The following is a 16,066-nucleotide window of genomic DNA, read 5'->3' on the forward strand; positions in this document are numbered from 1 at the left end:
GGTCACTTCGCGTTGACCTTTATCTCTTGCCAAAGCGCCAGATATTTCTCGCGCTGGGCATCGGTGATCGGCGCCTGGAACTTGATGCGCGAAGCCACCTTGGGATCGCCCATCACCACCCTGTTGAAGGCGTCTGCCGGAAGGGCTGCAACCGCCTTGTCGTTGGCCGAAACCGGTGCGCCGACCTTGGCGACCCATTCAGTGTAGAAAGAGGGATCGGTCATGTAGTTGATGAAGGCCTGGGCGCCCTCCACGTTCTTGGAGTCCTTCGGGATCGACAAGGCGTCTAGCCAGCCGACGCAGCCTTCCTCCGGAATGACGAGGCTGACGGGCAATTTGAAGTTCTTCTTCGCGCGGTTGGCCGAGCCGCTCCAGTAGGTGCCGACATCGATCTGGTTGGCCGCGACCATCTGGTTCCAGTCGTTCTCGGCGCTCCAGAAAGTGCGGATCTGCGGCATGAGCGAGGTGAGCTTGGCCTTCACTGCATCCATGTTCTTGATGTCGTTGATGTCCTGGCCGGTGGCAATGGCGCCGAACTGGATGGCTTCTACCGCGTCGTCGCGCAAGATCACCCGGCCCTTATGCGCCGGGTCCCACATCACGTTGATCGAGGTCGGCAGCGTCGGAAAGGACTTGTCGTTGACAGCGATGGCGGTTACGCCCCAGACCCACGGCACGCCATAGACCTTGCCCTGATGGTTGAGCATCGGCGACTTCGCCTTTTCCGTGCCGATATCGGCATAGTTGGCGATCTTCGACGTGTCGACCGCCTGGATCAGGCCCTCGCTGAAGGCCTGATCGTTAAAGGCGGCATTGATCATCACGACATCATAGAGACCAGGATTGGTCCTGAGCTTGGTGAGCATTTCCTGTTCGGAATTGAAGAAGTCGTTGATGACGTGGTTGCCGGTCGCCTTTTCGAAGGCAGCGACCGCCCAAGGCTCATCGGTGCCGTAGCCCTTCCAGTTCAGGACATGCAGGTCTGCGGCGATGGCTGAACCGGCCATGAAGGCCGTCATCGCCGCCGCGGCCATGGTATTCGCAATCATGCTCGTCTTGTTCATAGCCATTCCTCTCTTCTAGAGTGCCAATGTTCCCTTTGTCTCCGCTGATGCGGATTTCTCTTCCCGGGCACGTTTCAGGAATTCGTTGATCGCGTCGGCATCGGGCGCGGTCGGGCCGCCGTGGCGGGTCGTCGAAATCGCCGCCGCCGCATTGGCATAGACAAGCGCATCAAGCGGGCTAAGCCCCCGGCTGAGCGCTGCGACGAAGGCGCCATCATGAGTGTCGCCGGCGCCGTTCGTGTCGACCGTCTCAACCTTGAAGGCCGGTACGAAGACCGGGTCCTGGTCGCGCAGCGCCAGCAGCGCGCCGGCTGCGCCAGCGCGCAGCACGATACCCCTGGCTTGCCGGCAGTGGAGCTCGAACAGCCGCCTGGCCATTTCCTTATCTTCGCCGGACCCGACGATCGCGGCCGCTTCGCTCCGGTTAAGGCTCAGCCAATCCGTCCGGCGGAGCACCCGCTGCAGCAGTTCGGGCGGAATCTCGCCGACGATGCCGGTCGGGTCGAAGGTGAAGGTCGCATGATCGGGCAAGGTCTCGATGAAAAGCGCCTGGCTGTCCCGGCTGCCTGGATAGGCGAGCGTGTAACCTGACGTGAAAACCCAGTCGCCCGACGCGGGCATCATGTAGACAAAATCATCCGGTGTGATTATCCCCTCGGCGCCTGGTCGCGAGACGAATGTGCGCTCGCCATCGGCCTCGGTAACGAAAACCACGCATGTGCCGCTGTCGATGCCGGAGCTGACCGGCTGCAGCTGCTCGATGCCCTCGGCCGCCAGTGCGTCCGCGATCATCGTGCCGAACGGTCCGTCGCCGATCTTGCCGGCATAGGCCGTGCGCATGCCGCTGCGGCGCGCCGCCACCATCATGTTGAAGCCGCCGCCCGGCAGCGCCGAGAACGAGGATGCGGTAAGATCGTCCCCTGGCGCCGGCAGGCTTTCGATGCGGTAGATGAAATCCACCACGGAACTGCCGATATGGATGAGGCGAGGATCAGTCATGCCGGGGCGCCTTGCCCGGCCAGACGGGCGCGGACCAACGCCTGCGCCAGCTGTTTCACCGCATCGAGATCGATGCCGACCAGGCCGTCGACTTTGTCCATCGGCAGGCTCTCATAACCGGCGCAGGCGCCGGCCATTGAACCGGCAATGGCGCCGATCGTGTCAGTGTCGCCACCGAGATTGGCGGCGATGACAGCCGCTTTCCATGCATCGCCCTGGGCGAGCTTCAGCACGGCAAAGGCTGCAGGCACGGATTCCTGTGAGATGACGCTGGTGCCGAGGCGGTCGAAGACCCGCGAAATGCCTTCCTCGACTGAGCAGTCCTCGACCATGTCGAGCGCCCATTCAATGCGCGCTGCGACTGTACCACCCGGCACCCAATGGCCTTGCTTTTCGCCGGCGCGCGCTGCTGCGACCGCATGGCTGATCGCCGCGCGCCAGTCCGCGCCATCGATGCCGTGGCTGATCACGGCCGCGACGGCCGCGGCGGACGAGATCGCGATGGTCGTGTTGTGGGTGGCGCGGCAAGTCTCGGCGACCCGCGCAATCAGCGCATTACCCGGTGGCACGAGGATGCCGACCGGTGCGATCCTCATCGCCGCGCCGTTGGTCTCGCCATTGCGGCCTGCCTCCTCGGGCGGCGTGCCGGCATTGATCGCATCAATCGCCCGCTTGGTCGACGGGCCGAGCAGGTCGTAGCCGCCCCGGGCCTTAATGTCCTCCTCCCAGGCGATCAGGGCATTTACCCAGGCATGATGGTCGAAGCCGTGGCCAGAACTGAGCAGGACGGTGGCCAGCAACAGTGTCTGTTCCGTATCGTCGGTGATGGTGCCTGCCTTGAGACCTTGCGACACCGGATGGTCAGGCGAAGGGTCGACGAAATGATCGACGAAGTCATAATCTGCCTTGATCTCGGCTGGCGACAGAAGCTGGGTGGGCATGCCCATCGCGTCGCCCAGCGCGCCGCCGATCAATGCGCCCAAAGCCCTCTTGAATGCGATCTCCTCCCCTGCCGTCATCGTCAAAATTCCAAGTGAAGCGCGAAATAGGCGGGGTTGAGCAGGCTGGTCACGAATTCGATCGGTCTTCCGTCGGCCTCTCGGGTGAGGCGTCGCGTGCGAAGGAAAGCACTGCCGGGTGAACAGCCGAGCAGTTCCGCGTCGGTCTCGCCCAGCATCTCGATATCGGCCCATTCTTCGCCATGATCGGGGAGGAGTCCCACCGTGTGCAGTGTCTGGGTCAGGGAGCCGGAGCGCAGGCCCTTGAGCGGCACATCTTCGAGTTCAGGCAGGAACGGCACCCGGCTGCGTTCAATCGAAATCGGTTTCTGATCCTTTGACAAAAGGCGAAGGCGATCGATGGCAATGAAGGCGTCGTCACTGATCTTGAGCTGTTCGGCGAGCGCGGCGTCTCGCATCATTTMGATCCGCAGTACCCGCGTCTCGGTGTCGGCGCCGACATCCGCCAGCGCCTTGGACCAGCCCATGACGTCATAAATCGTTTGGCCATTGAAGGTGACGAAGGAGCCGATACCGACTTTTGTCGTTATCAGACCACGGCTGTTCAGCTCTTCGAGGCCCTTGCGAAGTGTGTTGCGGCTGACGGCGAAGCGCTGGACCAGTTTGTTCTCGCTCTGCAGCCGCTCCCCGAAGGCGAGCACGCCGGAGCGGATTTCCTGCTCCAGCACCGAGGCGATCTGCTCAGGCTTCGGCGCGCCTGGTTTCAATGGGGTTTTCAGATCAGCGCGCCGTGCCATTTCATACCTATGCAATGAACCTGTTTAATCCTGTTCAATAGCATGTCATGAAATTTTCCATTGTCAACGGGCCAGGAGTTCAGTGCTTTGGCGACTGCCGGGCATAGACCCTGGTGAAACAGGAGCGGCAGCAGCGTCGTTCAAATCTCAATCTTTCTCGCAACACGAGACGGCCAGTGGTGCGTCTATGTTCAGCATGGGTGTATTCCTTGCGAAACACTGCCACCAATCTGTGTGCTGCCCGACAGACGCTCGCGAGCTTTCTGTCGCTCAGTTGGCCTGCCAAGCGCGAGACCGTGTTATTGAGAAGCCACCCCTCTGGCGTCCGGGCGCGGTTCAAGGCATCCTGTCGCGGTGGAAAACGTGCTTATGGTAGTTGGAGGAACGCCTGATGCGCTGCTTTACCGTACTTGGACCGTCGCAAACCGGAAAATCGACCGTCGTGGAGAAATTGGGCTCCCTTGAGGGAGCACCGAAAAAATCCGTCTCTCCTTACGGACTGAACCTCACGGAATTCACCTTCGGAAGCGAGGAGTGGTGCGCGTTGGACGCACCGGGACCGAATGAAGCGCTGGCGCATGTGCAGCATGCATTGCTCGCCAGCGACGCCTGTATCCTCTGCGTCTCGCCCGCTCCCGACCAGGCCGTGCTCTCAGCGCCCTATCTCAAGATCATCGAAGCGTCCGGCACGCCCTGCATCATCTTCGTCAACAGGATGGATGAACCGCGCGGACGGCTCAGGGACGTCATCGCCGCCCTCCAGGACTATGCCAATCATAGTCTTTTGCTGCGGCAGGTGCCGATCCGGGAAGGCGAGAAGATCGTCGGCAGTTGCGATCTGATCTCGGAACGGGCGTGGCGTTATCGCGAAGGCCAGCCCTCGGCCCTGATCGCGATTCCTGACGGTGCCCTCGAGCGCGAGCATGAAGCGCGCGCCGAACTGCTGGAACATCTCTCCGAATTCGACGACCACCTTCTCGAAGAACTGATCGAGGATCGCGAGCCGACCAGCAACGAACTCTATGCTATTTCCACACGGGTTCTCAGGGAAAACAGGGTCATTCCGGTGCTGATCGGCTCGGCGAGCCATGGCAACGGCATGATGCGGCTGATGAAGGCGCTACGCCATGAAGCACCACAAGCCGACGCACTGCGGCAGCGTTTGGCCGCGGCGAGCGGGATGGATGCAGCCAAGCTGGCAGCCGTGAGCTTCCACGCTTATTATCGCCAGAATGTCGGCAAGACCGTTCTCGTCCGCGCCTTCGGCGGCGGGCTGCGCCAGGGGGTACCGCTTGGCGGCGCCAATCTCGGCGTCGTGCAGGACCCGGCAAACGGCCGTGCCAATGCGCCTCTCACCCCGGCGGCGGGAGATATCTTCGCCACGGTCAAGTCCGACCACCTGCCTGTCCCAGCTCTGCTGATGGTCGACGCCGTGGCCGCCGCGCCTGATTGGATCGAGCCGCCGACACCGATGCTGGAACGGATCCTGGTGCCGGCAACCGAGCGTGATGAGACCAAATTGCCGGAGACGCTGGCAAAGCTCTCCGACGCGGACCGCGGCCTGAAAGTCGCGCAGGAGGAAGGCACCGGAGCACTTCTGGTTTCCGCTCAAGGACCTATGCATCTGCGCGATCTCTGCAAAATCCTGTCCGATGTCTTCCACATCGCCGTCTCGGACCGCACACCCAATCCCATTTACCGCGAGACGATCTCGAAACCCTCCGACGTTCACTACCGTCACCGCAAGCAGACTGGCGGCGCCGGCCAATTTGCCGACGTCAAGCTCACCGTGCGCCCCAATGCGCGCGGCGAAGGCTTCAGCTTCAACGAAGTCGTCAAGGGCGGCGTCGTGCCGCGCAACTATATTCCCGCCGTCGAAGCGGGCGCGCGCGAAGCGATGGACAAGGGGCCGCTGGGCTTCGAGGTCATCGATGTCGGCGTGACGCTTTCGGACGGTCAGCACCACGCGGTCGACAGTTCTGAACATGCCTTCCGGACAGCTTCGAAAATGGGCGTCAGGCAGGCGCTTTCCGAGGCATCGACCGTTTTGATGCAGCCGATCTTCCGCAGCGAGATCCATGTCCCCTCGGTCTATTCGGGCGGGCTCGTGCAGATCGTCTCGGCGCTCAAGGGTCAGGTTCTCGGCTTCGACCGGGACGAGACCGCCAGGGGATGGGATATTTTCCGCGCCCTGGTTCCGGGCGGCGCACTGGATGAACTGGCACGCTCACTGCGTTCGGCGACGCAAGGCATCGGCTATTTCTCAAAGAGCTTCGATCATTTCGAAGAACTCTACGGCAAGGAGGCCGACGCGATCGTCAAGGCGCACGGGACCCCACGCATCGAGCATTAGCAGCCGTACTTGCGTTGCCGATGCCGATGGGCGCCCCGAATTCCAAAGCGGAGACCGGTTTGCTGAAATAGTCGCCTTGCATCTCGTCGTAGTTGTTTTCGCGCAGGAAAGTCAGCGGCCTCAAAAAGAAGCCAACGTTTGACAATGTCGATCTGCTGACGGAACGTAGATCGCAGGGAGCAGCGGCTGAATTATCTCAGCCAGTTGCTGTCGTCGAGCTTTTGCGTATTTCTTCGCCCAAATCTCGAACGCTACGAACGGACATTGTCTTCAACCAAACCTTAGCTTGGGAGGATTACTATGAGCGATCATGTCTATAAGAAAGTGGAGCTTATCGGCAGTTCCAAGACCTCGGTGACCGAGGCGATTGACGGCGCGATCTCTCGGGCCTCGAAAACCATGAGAAATCTCGAATGGTTTGAAGTGGAGCAGATCAGGGGCCATATCGAGAATGGCGAAGTCGCGCATTATCAGGTGGTCATGAAAGTCGGTTTCCGGATCGACGATTGACGCGTCGGTCAGAGGCTTGTCCGGCTCTTCGCATTCATCGACCTCGCCATAGCGCAGCCGCCAACCCGCCGCCGCGTCAGAGACCCTATGCCTTCGGCGCGGCGAACCGGAGGTCTTGTACCCATGATCGCGTCATTTCAGCAGGTGCCGCCAGAGACCTCCTGCCTGATCATGCGGATGATGCCGGAGAAATCCTCGGCGACGGCGCGCAATCAATGCTCAATGCGCGGAGAACGCTATTCATCCGACTGTTCCATAAATCTGGCGAACTTTTCCCATTGTATGCAATACGGAAAATTTGCATAAAAAATATGCTAATACTTTTAGATGATTAATTTAGTTGCGCAGCAGCGCGCAATTGCTGCGTTCGCAGAATCCAGAGAAAAGAAAATATCTTCACCATATCAATCGGTTGCCGAGAGTTTTCCTCCGCAAAAGTCCTGGCATGCAATTTGCTCCTCTCTCCTCAAGGCGCGCCTCCGCGCCCCTATCGAGGGAGCTTGTCATGTCGTCATTTGAAATTTCCCGCCGCTCACTGCTGAAAACCGGTCTTGCCGGTATCGCCGCCTCCACCCTGCCGCTCTCCATCGCCCGCGCCGACACGAATGTCATTCTCGGCATCGTCTATGTCGGCCCACGTGACGATTTCGGCTGGAACCAGGCGCATGCCGTCGCCGCCAAGGCGCTTAAGGAGGTCTCCGGCGTCACGGTCGTCGAGGAAGAAAACGTGCCGGAAACCGATGCCGTTTCCAAGTCGATGGAATCGATGATCAACATCGACGGCGCCAACCTCATCCTCGCCACGTCCTTCGGCTATTATAAGCCCTTCGTGCTCGACATAGCCAAGAAATATCCGGATGTGCAGTTCCGCCATGCCGCGCCGCTGTGGAACAAGGACACGGATCCGAAGAATGCCGGCTCCTACTTCCCCTATCTCAACCAGGCGCATTATGTGAACGGCGTCGCCGCCGGCCTGTCGTCGAAGACGGGCAAGATCGGCTTCGTCGCCGCCAAGCCGATCCCCTCGGTGCTCTCCAATATCAACTCGGTGCTGCTTGGCGCCCGCAGCGTCAATCCGGCCGCCACCGTGCATGTAATCTTCACCGGCGACTGGTCGCTGCCGGTGCGCGAGGCGGAAGCCACCAACGCCCTGGTCGATGCCGGCTGCGAAGTCGTCACCTGTCATGTCGACAGCCCGAAAGTGGTGATCCAGACCGCCGAAGGCCGCGGCGTCAAGACCTGCGGTCACAATGCCTCGCAGGCAAGCCTCGCACCCAAGGGCTTCATCACCGGCGCCGAATACAAATGGGAGACGATTTACAAATCCTATGCCGCTGATATCGCCGGCGGTAAGGAACTGCCGAATTTCCTCGTCGGCGGCTACGACAAGGACATGCTGCGCTCAACCCCCTACGGCGCCGGCGCCACCGATGCGGCCAAGAAGGCGGCAGATGCCGCGATCGCCGGCCTGGTCAAGGGTGACTCGATCTACAAGGGCACGCTCAAGGACAACAAGGGCAAGGTCGTGGTCGACAAGGCCTATGGCAATTACGATCCCTATCTCGACGGCATGAACTGGCTGCTGGAGGGCGTCCAGGGGTCGATTACCTGATTTTTGATGACGGCTGACTGAGGGGTCGGCATCCGTGTCTGCCTCTCATCCGGCTGCCGTCAGCCGCTTAAAAAGCCCATTGAACTCCGACAGCGCTGACAGGAGAGGATCATGACAATGACTGTCGATGCCACAACGGCGGGGATGATGCGCCGCAGCCAATCCGTAACGGGATTGAAATTCGCCGAGGCGATCATCATTCCGGTGGCCGCGTTGCTGGTTTCCGCCGTGCTGTTCGCGCTCTTCCTTCTGCTGCTCGGCAAGTCGCCGATCATCTTCTACAAATTGATCTGGGTCGGCGGCTTCGGCTCCAGCTTCTCCTTCCAGAACACGCTGCAGCGTGCAGCGCCTTTGATCCTCACCGGCCTTGCCTTCGCCATCCCCGCCCGCATCGGTCTGACCATGATCGGCGGCGAAGGGGCATTGGTGCTCGGCGGCTTCGCGTCAGCGGCCATCGCCATACCGCTGGTCACCCACCAGGTCTGGCCGTTCATCACCCTGCCGGTCATGGCGATTTTCGGCATGGCGGCGGGCGCCTTCTGGCTGGGCCTGACAGGCTGGCTCAGGCACTATCGCGGCGTCAACGAAACGATCGCCTCGTTGCTGCTCTCCTACATCGCCATCGCCATCATGAACTTCTTCGTCGAAGGCGCACTGCGCGATCCTTCGTCGGCGAACAAGCCGTCGACCATGCCGATCGGCGATGCCTATCGCATCGGCTCGATGCCGGGCACCGAGGTGCATTGGGGCCTGCTTGTCGGCATCATCGTTGCAATTCTCCTGCATTTCCTCATGACCCGCACCACCTTCGGCTTTGCCGCCCGCATGACCGGCGGCAATCCGCGTGCTGCACAAGCGCAGGGCCTGCCGGTCGGCTTCCTGCTGGTCTCCTGTTGCGCCATTGCCGGCGCCTGCGCCGGGCTCGCCGGCTTCTTTGAGGTCGCGGCGATCCATGGACAGGCCAATGCCTCGCTGGTGGCGGGCTACGGTTTCACCGGCATCCTTGTTGCTTTCCTCGCCCGGCAAGTGCCGCTTGCGGTCATTCCGGTCGCGGTGCTGTTCGGCGCGCTGGCCGCGGCCGGCGGCGTCATCCAGCGGCGCATGGGCCTGCCCGACGCCACGGTGCTGGTGTTGCAAGGCCTGATTTTCGTCGTGCTGTTGACCAGCGATACGTTCTACGGCCGCATTCCCTTCTTTCAACCGAAATCCGGGGAGACACGCTGATGCAGGAATCGATGCTCGTCACTGCACTGATCGCCATGCTCGGCGGTGCGATCCGGGTCTCCACCCCCTTCATGTTCGTGGCGCTCGGCGAATGCCTGACGGAGAAATCCGGCCGGGTGAATCTCGGCCTCGAAGGTTCGCTCGTGCTCGGTGCCATGGTCGCCTATGCCGGCGCCTACCAGACCGGCAGCCCTTGGTTCGGCGTGCTTGTCGGCGGCCTCGCCGGCATGGCGCTCGGCGCCATCCACGGCTATATCTGCAAGCTGCCCAAGGTCAACGACATGGCGATCGGCATCGCCATCATGAGTTTTGGCACCGGCCTCGCCTTCTTCTTCGGCAAGCCTTACATCCAGCCGACCGCACCGCATCTGCAGGCAATCCCGCTCGGCGAATGGACGGGCGACTCGCGTCTCGCCGAGGCGCTGCAGGTCAATCCGCTGTTCTTCCTCGGCATTGCGCTGGGAATCCTGCTCTGGTGGGGCCTCAGAAACACCAAATGGGGCCTGATCGTGCGCATGACCGGCGACAGCGCCCCGGCCGCCAAGGCCATGGGCGTGTCGGTCGATCTCGTCCGCTTCATCGCCACCTCGATCGGCGGCTTCATGGCCGGCATCGGCGGCGCCTTCCTGTCGCTCTATTATCCCGGCGCCTGGAATCAGGGCTTGTCATCCGGCCAGGGCCTGATGGCCGTGGCGCTGGTGATCTTCGCCCGTTGGGGGCCGCTGCGTTGCCTGCTTGCGGCGCTTCTCTTCGGCGCCGCCGGTGCCCTCGGCCCGTCGCTGCAGTCGATCGGCATTTCCCAGGGCTATTATTTCTTCAATGCAGCGCCCTATATCCTCACGCTTTTCATCATGATCGCCTCGGCCCAGTCGAAGTCGGCGGCACGCGAAGTGCCGGGCGAACTCTCCGTCAACAAATGAGATCAGGCACATGGCAAGCATGGACGAACGTATCGAAGCAGCAATGGTTACGGGCGGCACGACACTCGCCGCCGATCCCTATCCCTGGCCGTTCGACGGCGACTGGGGACCGCACAACACCGCCCTCGTCGTCATCGACATGCAGACCGATTTCTGCGCACCGGGCGGTTACGTCGACTCGATGGGCTACGACATATCGCTGACCCGCAAACCGATCGGCCCGATCCAGAACGTGCTGAAGGCCATGCGAGCGAAGGGCTATTTCATCATCCACACCCGCGAGGGCCATAAGCCAGACCTCTCCGACCTGCCGGCCAACAAGCGCTGGCGCTCGCAGCGCATCGGCGCCGGCATCGGCGACCAGGGGCCGTGCGGCCGCATCCTGGTGCGCGGCGAGCCGGGCTGGGAGATCATCCCCGAACTGCAACCGGCGCCGGGCGAAGCGATCATCGACAAGCCCGGCAAAGGCACCTTCCTCGCCACGGATTTCGACCTCGTGCTGTCGATGCGGACGATCCGCAACATCGTCTTCACCGGGGTCACGACGGATGTCTGCGTCCACACAACGATGCGCGACGCCAATGACCGCGGCTATGAATGCCTGCTTCTGGAAGACTGCTGCGCGGCGACCAAGGAATCCAATCACCTTGCCGCCATCGACATGATCAAGATGCAGGGCGGCGTCTTCGGCGCCGTCTCCAATTCGGCCGATTTCATCGCCGTGTTGCCGGAGGGCAAGTCATGACGGAAAGGACCAGGCGTGCGCCGTCGCTTGAAGCGCTCGGCATGACCAAGACGTTCGGCCATTTCACAGCTCTCGCCGATGTATCGCTACGCGTCGAGGCCGGCTCCTTCCACGCGCTGCTCGGCGAGAACGGCGCGGGAAAATCGACGCTGGTCAAATCGATCATGGGTTTTTACTCCGCCGACAAAGGCCAGGTCCTGCTCGATGGCAAGCAGATCTCGATCAAGAGCCCGCGTGACGCGCTCGCCAACGGCATCGGCATGGTCTACCAGCATTTCACCCTCGTGCCCTGCCTGACGGCGGCCGAGAATCTGGTGATCTCTCGCGCTGACGTGCCCAGCGTCATCGATTGGGCGAAGGAGCGCAAGGCGCTCGACGCATTCATGCAAACCATGCCGTTTCGCGTGCCGCTCGACACCCAGGTCTCGTCTCTGTCGGCGGGCGAGAAGCAGAAGCTCGAAATCCTGAAACTGCTTTATCTCGACCAGCGCTTCATGATCCTTGACGAGCCGACATCGGTATTGACGCCGGGTGAGGCCGACGAAATGCTCGGCCTGTTGCGCGGCATGACCGAGCGCGGCGAAATCACCGTGCTGATGATCTCCCACAAGTTCCGCGAGGTGAAGTCGTTTTGCGACCGCTTCACCGTGCTTCGCCGCGGCCGATTGACCGGCGATGGCGACGCCCGAACGGCGACGGTTGAAGAGATGAGCCGGATGATGATCGGCGACACCGAGGTCAAGGATCGGGCGATACGCGCACCACAGAAGAATCGGCACGACGTGCTTGACCTCGCCGGCCTGTTCGCCGAAGACGAGATCGGCTTGCCGGCGATCCACGCGATCAACCTCAAGGTCAAGTCCGGCGAAATCGTCGGCATTGCCGGCGTCTCCGGCAACGGGCAGTCGGCGCTGGTCGAGGCGCTCTCCGGCCAGCGGCTGTTGTCGCAAGGCCAGATCTTCATCAACGGCAAGGATTTTACCCCGACCCGCGGCAATTTCGACCGCTTCAAAGTGTTCGGCCTGCCGGAAGAGCCCCTGAAGAATGCCGCGGTGCCGCGCATGAGCGTCGCCGAAAACATCGCCTTCCGGACATTCGACAAGCCGCCGATTTCGAGCCTGGGCTGGTGGATGCGTCCCGGCCCGATGAAGAAAAAGGCCGAGGAACTGATCTCGCGCTACAACGTCAAGACCACGTCGCCGGACGCGCCGATCGAGTCGCTGTCGGGCGGCAATGTACAGCGCGCCATCCTCGCACGCGAACTTTCGGGCGATGTCGACGTGCTGATCGTCGCCAATCCCTGCTTCGGGCTCGATTTCGCCTCCGTCGCCGATATCCGCTCGCAGATCATGGAGGCACGCAATCGCGGCGCGGCCGTGCTTTTGGTCTCCGAGGACCTCGACGAGATCCTGGAACTGGCGGATCGCGTCGCGGTGATGTCCGGCGGCACGATCACCTATGTCTCGCCGATCGAACAGACCGATCGAAATATCATCGGGCAGCACATGGCGGGGCATTAGGCATGTCGCCGAGAAGCGGGAAGCGGCTTTGGGACGACGACATGTGCAAGCAGAGGAAATGACATGATTGAGGTTGCCGCACGGCCCTATCCCTATCCGCTCGACCCAGAGCATACGGCGCTGGTCGTGATCGATATGCAGCGCGATTTCATCGAGAAAGGCGGCTTCGGTGACAGTCTCGGCAACGATGTCGGTCGCCTCGAAGCCATCATCCCGGCGACGGTCGGCCTGATCGCACTTTTCCGTGCGCAGGGCTGGCCGATCGTCCATACGCGCGAGGCCCACAGACCCGACCTGTCCGATTGCCCGCCATCGAAAATCCGCCGCGGCAACCCGTCTCTAAAGATCGGTGAGACCGGAGCCATGGGACGCCTTCTGGTGAGCGGCGAGCCGGGCAACCAGATCGTCGACGCTCTTGCACCGCTTGCCGGCGAAATCGTCGTCGACAAACCCGGCAAGGGCATGTTCTGGGACACCGGCCTGCACGAGACGCTGGCCAGCCGCGGCATAACCCATCTGGTCTTTGCCGGCGTGACGACGGAGGTCTGCGTCCAGACCTCCATGCGTGAGGCCAATGATCGCGGCTATGAATGCCTGCTGATCGAGGATGCGACGGAGAGCTATTTCCCCGCATTCAAAGCGGCCGCGATCGAAATGATCGTGGCACAGGGCGGCATTGTCGGTTGGGTGACGCCGCTTGCCGCACTGAAGGAGGCCGTGACGGTGGAGATGGCCGATGTCTGATGAGCGACAGTGGATGAAGCGAAGGGCAACCGATGACCATCAATGATCCGGCCGTGCTGGCGGAAGTCGAGGCTATCTTTGCCGCCTATGAAGCCGCCCTTCTCGCCAATGACAACGAGACTTTGGCGCGCATGTTCCTCGATCATGCAGAGACAGTGCGCTATGGGGTCAACGACGTCCAGCATGGCTATACGGAGATCCTTGCCTTCCGCGCAAGCCAGGCGCCGTTCGAGCGCAAGCTTGACCGTACCGTGATCACCAGCTACGGCAGCGACTGCGCGACGGCCCAGACCATGTTCCTGCGCGAGGACATACCGGGCAAGGTCGGTCGCCAGACACAGGTCTGGATCCGAACGGCGACTGGCTGGAAGGTGGCCGCTGCGCATGTGAGCATGATGGATGCCTGACTTTTGCGGTCGGCAAGCTGATGGACGGGCCAGTGCTAGAGAAATTGCCACGCACATCGGCGGAGGAGATCAGGCGGGAGCTCGCCGACAGGATCATTGGCGGTGATCTTTCTCCGGGATCGGTGCTCGACGAGTCGCAACTGGCGTCGGAATTCTCGGTGTCACGCACGCCCATTCGCGAGGCGCTCAAGCAACTTGTGGCCAGCGGGCTGGTGCAGCAAAAGCCGCATAGCCGCACGATCGTCGCCAAACCCGATGCCCCAGCCCTGACTGGGATGTTTGAATTGATGGCTTATCTCGAATCCTTGTGCGCCGAGTTCTGTGCCGAGCGGATGACCGTCGCCGAACGCTACGCGCTGGACCGCCTCCACGCAGACATGTCGGCCATCGTCTCCGCCGGTGATCGCCAGAGCTATATCCGTTTCAACGAGATGTTCCACAATGCCATCTATCAGGGTTCTCACAACGGCTATCTCGAAGACGTGACGCGCCAGACGCGCCAGCGCCTGCAGCCTTTCCGCCGTGCACAATTCTCCACCCTTGGGCGCCTCGCCCGCTCGCATGCGGAGCATGGACGGGTGGTGGAGGCGATCCTGCAGGGTAACCGTGGTGACGCAGCCAAATTCATGCGCGCCCACATCACGCTTGTCGAGGATGCCTGGAACGACTTTGCCCGCGGCTGATCGGTTTCCGGTATTTGGCTCCAGGCGCTGCGCTTCCATGCATCGGCTTCCACCTGCCTCGCCAAAAATGATTTTCTCATCGTACTCAGCTCCCACACAACGCACGTGACCCCGCATCGAGCTTTGCCTATCGCTCAGGCCGGCAACGCCTATTTTTCGTGCAAATGCATGTGCGTCTTCACCATAAACTCGATCTATTTCACTTAACCACAACAAGATCAAAGGCTTAGGGAAGTGGCACGCCCCTTGCTCCGTTGTATGCAGAGTTGGTGGCTAGGGTTCCGGCGCTCCTGCGAGCGTGCTGGTCCGAGAGCTACCACCGGTGTGGGAGACATCCCACCGGATGCACGGCGGGAGAAAAGCCCGGGAGACCTCGTTGGCCAAGGGATTGGCGGCGCGATGGTCTATGCCGATCCCTTTTTGAGAACAAGCAAAAGGGGAATTGAATGCAGACGCTGTCGAAAATCCTGTCCATCACCACTCTGGCTGCAGCACTCGTCGCGGGCGGCCTGTCGGCCGGCGATGCCGCGCCGAAGAAGGAATTCAAGGTCGCCTGGTCGATCTATGTCGGCTGGATGCCCTGGGGCTACGCCGCCGACCATGGCATCGTCAAGAAATGGGCCGACAAATATGGCATCAAGATCGATGTCACCCAGTTCAACGACTATGTCGAATCGATGAACCAGTTCACGGCCGGCGGGTTCGATGCGGTGACGCTGACCAACATGGACGGGCTCTCCATTCCGGCGGCCGGCGGTGTCGATACGACCGCCGTCATCGTCGGCGATTTCTCCAACGGCAATGACGCGGTGATCCTCAAGAACAAGGGCACGCTCGCCGACATCAAGGGCCAGAACGTCAACCTGGTCCAGTTCTCCGTCTCGGACTATCTGCTTGCCCGGGCGCTCGAGAGCCTCAAGATGAGCGAGCGCGACGTCAAGGTGATCAACACATCCGATGCCGACATGGTCGCCGCCTATAAGACGGCAGACGTGACGGCCGTTGTCACCTGGAACCCGCTGGTCTCGACCATTCTCGAAGATCCCACAGCGAAGAAAGTGTTCGACAGCTCGCAGATTCCTGGCGAGATCATCGACCTGATGGCCGCCAATACCGCGACGCTGAAGGACAATCCCGATTTCGGCAAGGCACTGGCCGGCATCTGGTATGAGACCGCCGCCTATATGAAGGCCGACACCGCCGAGGCCAAGGCGGCCCGCGACGCCATGGGCAAGGCCTCCGGCACCGACCTCAAAGGTTTCGATGCCCAGGTCGCGGCCACGAAACTGTTCGACAAGCCGGCCGATGCGCTCGCCTTCACCAGTTCCCCGGCTTTGCCGAAAACCATGGATTCGGTCCGCAACTTCCTGTTCTCCAAGGGCCTGCTCGGCAATGGCGCAGCCTCCGCCGATGTAATCGGTATCGAAATGCCCGACGGCACGATCCTCGGCGACAAGGGCAACGTCAAGCTCAGGTTCACCACCACCTATATGAAGGCGGCAGCCGACGGAAAGCTCTGAGATTTCATC

15 protein-coding genes and 1 riboswitch are annotated in these 16,066 nt (G+C 61.5%); of the genes, 11 read left to right on the forward strand and 4 right to left on the reverse strand.

From position 1 onward, the window contains the following. Positions 1-2 precede the first annotated feature (2 nt). The 4 genes from AC1D06_RS21680 to AC1D06_RS21695 are packed head-to-tail and all read right to left on the reverse strand — an operon-like array spanning position 3 to position 3,819. Complete coding sequence (locus AC1D06_RS21680) at positions 3-1,049, reverse strand: ABC transporter substrate-binding protein (RefSeq protein WP_477877616.1); 1,047 nt, start codon at positions 1,047-1,049, stop codon at positions 3-5. A gap of 30 nt (positions 1,050-1,079) precedes the next feature. After that, positions 1,080-2,063, reverse strand: a complete 984-nt coding sequence (locus AC1D06_RS21685; RefSeq protein WP_477877447.1) for a PfkB family carbohydrate kinase — start codon at positions 2,061-2,063, stop codon at positions 1,080-1,082. Beyond that, a complete protein-coding gene (locus AC1D06_RS21690; RefSeq protein WP_477877448.1) occupies positions 2,060-3,082 on the reverse strand; it encodes an ADP-ribosylglycohydrolase family protein in 1,023 nt (340 codons plus the stop codon). The genes AC1D06_RS21685 and AC1D06_RS21690 overlap by 4 nt, the downstream gene beginning before the upstream one ends. 2 nt (positions 3,083-3,084) lie before the next feature. Continuing rightward, entirely contained in the window at positions 3,085-3,819 is a 735-nt protein-coding gene (locus AC1D06_RS21695; RefSeq protein WP_477987896.1) for a GntR family transcriptional regulator, read from the reverse strand. A gap of 391 nt (positions 3,820-4,210) precedes the next feature. Between AC1D06_RS21695 and AC1D06_RS21700 the strand changes: the two genes are divergently transcribed. The 11 genes from AC1D06_RS21700 (at position 4,211) to AC1D06_RS21750 (ending at position 16,057) form a co-directional block, all read left to right on the forward strand. Further along, a complete protein-coding gene (locus AC1D06_RS21700; RefSeq protein ID WP_477877450.1) occupies positions 4,211-6,172 on the forward strand; it encodes an elongation factor G in 1,962 nt (653 codons plus the stop codon). Positions 6,173-6,472: 300 nt separating this feature from the next. After that, positions 6,473-6,682 (forward strand): dodecin, encoded by a 210-nt coding sequence (locus tag AC1D06_RS21705; protein WP_477877451.1) that lies wholly within the window; start codon positions 6,473-6,475, stop codon positions 6,680-6,682. A 505-nt stretch (positions 6,683-7,187) separates the two neighbouring features. Beyond that, entirely contained in the window at positions 7,188-8,294 is a 1,107-nt protein-coding gene (locus AC1D06_RS21710; protein WP_477877452.1) for a BMP family ABC transporter substrate-binding protein, read from the forward strand. A gap of 144 nt (positions 8,295-8,438) precedes the next feature. Next, positions 8,439-9,518: an ABC transporter permease gene (locus AC1D06_RS21715; RefSeq protein ID WP_477877617.1), complete on the forward strand. Its 1,080-nt coding sequence runs from the start codon at positions 8,439-8,441 to the stop codon at positions 9,516-9,518. Beyond that, positions 9,518-10,438, forward strand: a complete 921-nt coding sequence (locus AC1D06_RS21720; RefSeq protein WP_477877453.1) for an ABC transporter permease — start codon at positions 9,518-9,520, stop codon at positions 10,436-10,438. Before AC1D06_RS21715 ends, AC1D06_RS21720 begins: the two co-directional genes overlap by 1 nt. A 19-nt stretch (positions 10,439-10,457) precedes the next feature. Then, positions 10,458-11,183 (forward strand): biuret amidohydrolase, encoded by a 726-nt coding sequence (gene biuH, locus AC1D06_RS21725; protein ID WP_477877618.1) that lies wholly within the window; start codon positions 10,458-10,460, stop codon positions 11,181-11,183. Continuing rightward, positions 11,180-12,703: an ABC transporter ATP-binding protein gene (locus tag AC1D06_RS21730; protein ID WP_477877454.1), complete on the forward strand. Its 1,524-nt coding sequence runs from the start codon at positions 11,180-11,182 to the stop codon at positions 12,701-12,703. The genes biuH and AC1D06_RS21730 overlap by 4 nt, the downstream gene beginning before the upstream one ends. Positions 12,704-12,766: 63 nt before the next feature. Continuing rightward, positions 12,767-13,447, forward strand: coding sequence for a cysteine hydrolase family protein (locus AC1D06_RS21735; RefSeq protein WP_477877455.1), 681 nt, complete (start codon positions 12,767-12,769; stop codon positions 13,445-13,447). Between the two features lie 32 nt (positions 13,448-13,479). Then, positions 13,480-13,854, forward strand: coding sequence for an oxalurate catabolism protein HpxZ (gene hpxZ, locus AC1D06_RS21740; RefSeq protein WP_477877456.1), 375 nt, complete (start codon positions 13,480-13,482; stop codon positions 13,852-13,854). 32 nt (positions 13,855-13,886) lie between these two features. Then, on the forward strand, positions 13,887-14,537 hold the full coding sequence (locus tag AC1D06_RS21745) for a GntR family transcriptional regulator (RefSeq protein ID WP_477877457.1): 651 nt from the start codon (positions 13,887-13,889) through the stop codon (positions 14,535-14,537). Positions 14,538-14,799: 262 nt separating this feature from the next. Further along, positions 14,800-14,909, forward strand: a riboswitch (guanidine-I (ykkC/yxkD leader). 74 nt (positions 14,910-14,983) lie between these two features. Continuing rightward, positions 14,984-16,057: a putative urea ABC transporter substrate-binding protein gene (locus AC1D06_RS21750; protein WP_477877458.1), complete on the forward strand. Its 1,074-nt coding sequence runs from the start codon at positions 14,984-14,986 to the stop codon at positions 16,055-16,057. Positions 16,058-16,066 lie beyond the last annotated feature (9 nt).

Source organism: Rhizobium sp. P2_G2, assembly GCF_056403555.1.

Excerpts from the sequence above, each read along its gene's own strand:
- AC1D06_RS21680 (WP_477877616.1), bottom strand. The coding sequence starts at position 1,049 with ATGATTGCGAATACCATGGCCGCGGCGGCGATGACGGCCTTCATGGCC.
- AC1D06_RS21685 (WP_477877447.1), bottom strand. The coding sequence starts at position 2,063 with ATGACTGATCCTCGCCTCATCCATATCGGCAGTTCCGTGGTGGATTTC.
- AC1D06_RS21690 (WP_477877448.1), bottom strand. The coding sequence starts at position 3,082 with ATGACGGCAGGGGAGGAGATCGCATTCAAGAGGGCTTTGGGCGCATTG.
- AC1D06_RS21700 (WP_477877450.1), top strand. The coding sequence starts at position 4,211 with ATGCGCTGCTTTACCGTACTTGGACCGTCGCAAACCGGAAAATCGACC.
- AC1D06_RS21705 (WP_477877451.1), top strand. The coding sequence starts at position 6,473 with ATGAGCGATCATGTCTATAAGAAAGTGGAGCTTATCGGCAGTTCCAAG.
- AC1D06_RS21710 (WP_477877452.1), top strand. The coding sequence starts at position 7,188 with ATGTCGTCATTTGAAATTTCCCGCCGCTCACTGCTGAAAACCGGTCTT.
- AC1D06_RS21715 (WP_477877617.1), top strand. The coding sequence starts at position 8,439 with ATGATGCGCCGCAGCCAATCCGTAACGGGATTGAAATTCGCCGAGGCG.
- AC1D06_RS21720 (WP_477877453.1), top strand. The coding sequence starts at position 9,518 with ATGCAGGAATCGATGCTCGTCACTGCACTGATCGCCATGCTCGGCGGT.
- biuH (WP_477877618.1), top strand. The coding sequence starts at position 10,458 with ATGGACGAACGTATCGAAGCAGCAATGGTTACGGGCGGCACGACACTC.
- AC1D06_RS21730 (WP_477877454.1), top strand. The coding sequence starts at position 11,180 with ATGACGGAAAGGACCAGGCGTGCGCCGTCGCTTGAAGCGCTCGGCATG.
- AC1D06_RS21735 (WP_477877455.1), top strand. The coding sequence starts at position 12,767 with ATGATTGAGGTTGCCGCACGGCCCTATCCCTATCCGCTCGACCCAGAG.
- hpxZ (WP_477877456.1), top strand. The coding sequence starts at position 13,480 with ATGACCATCAATGATCCGGCCGTGCTGGCGGAAGTCGAGGCTATCTTT.
- AC1D06_RS21750 (WP_477877458.1), top strand. The coding sequence starts at position 14,984 with ATGCAGACGCTGTCGAAAATCCTGTCCATCACCACTCTGGCTGCAGCA.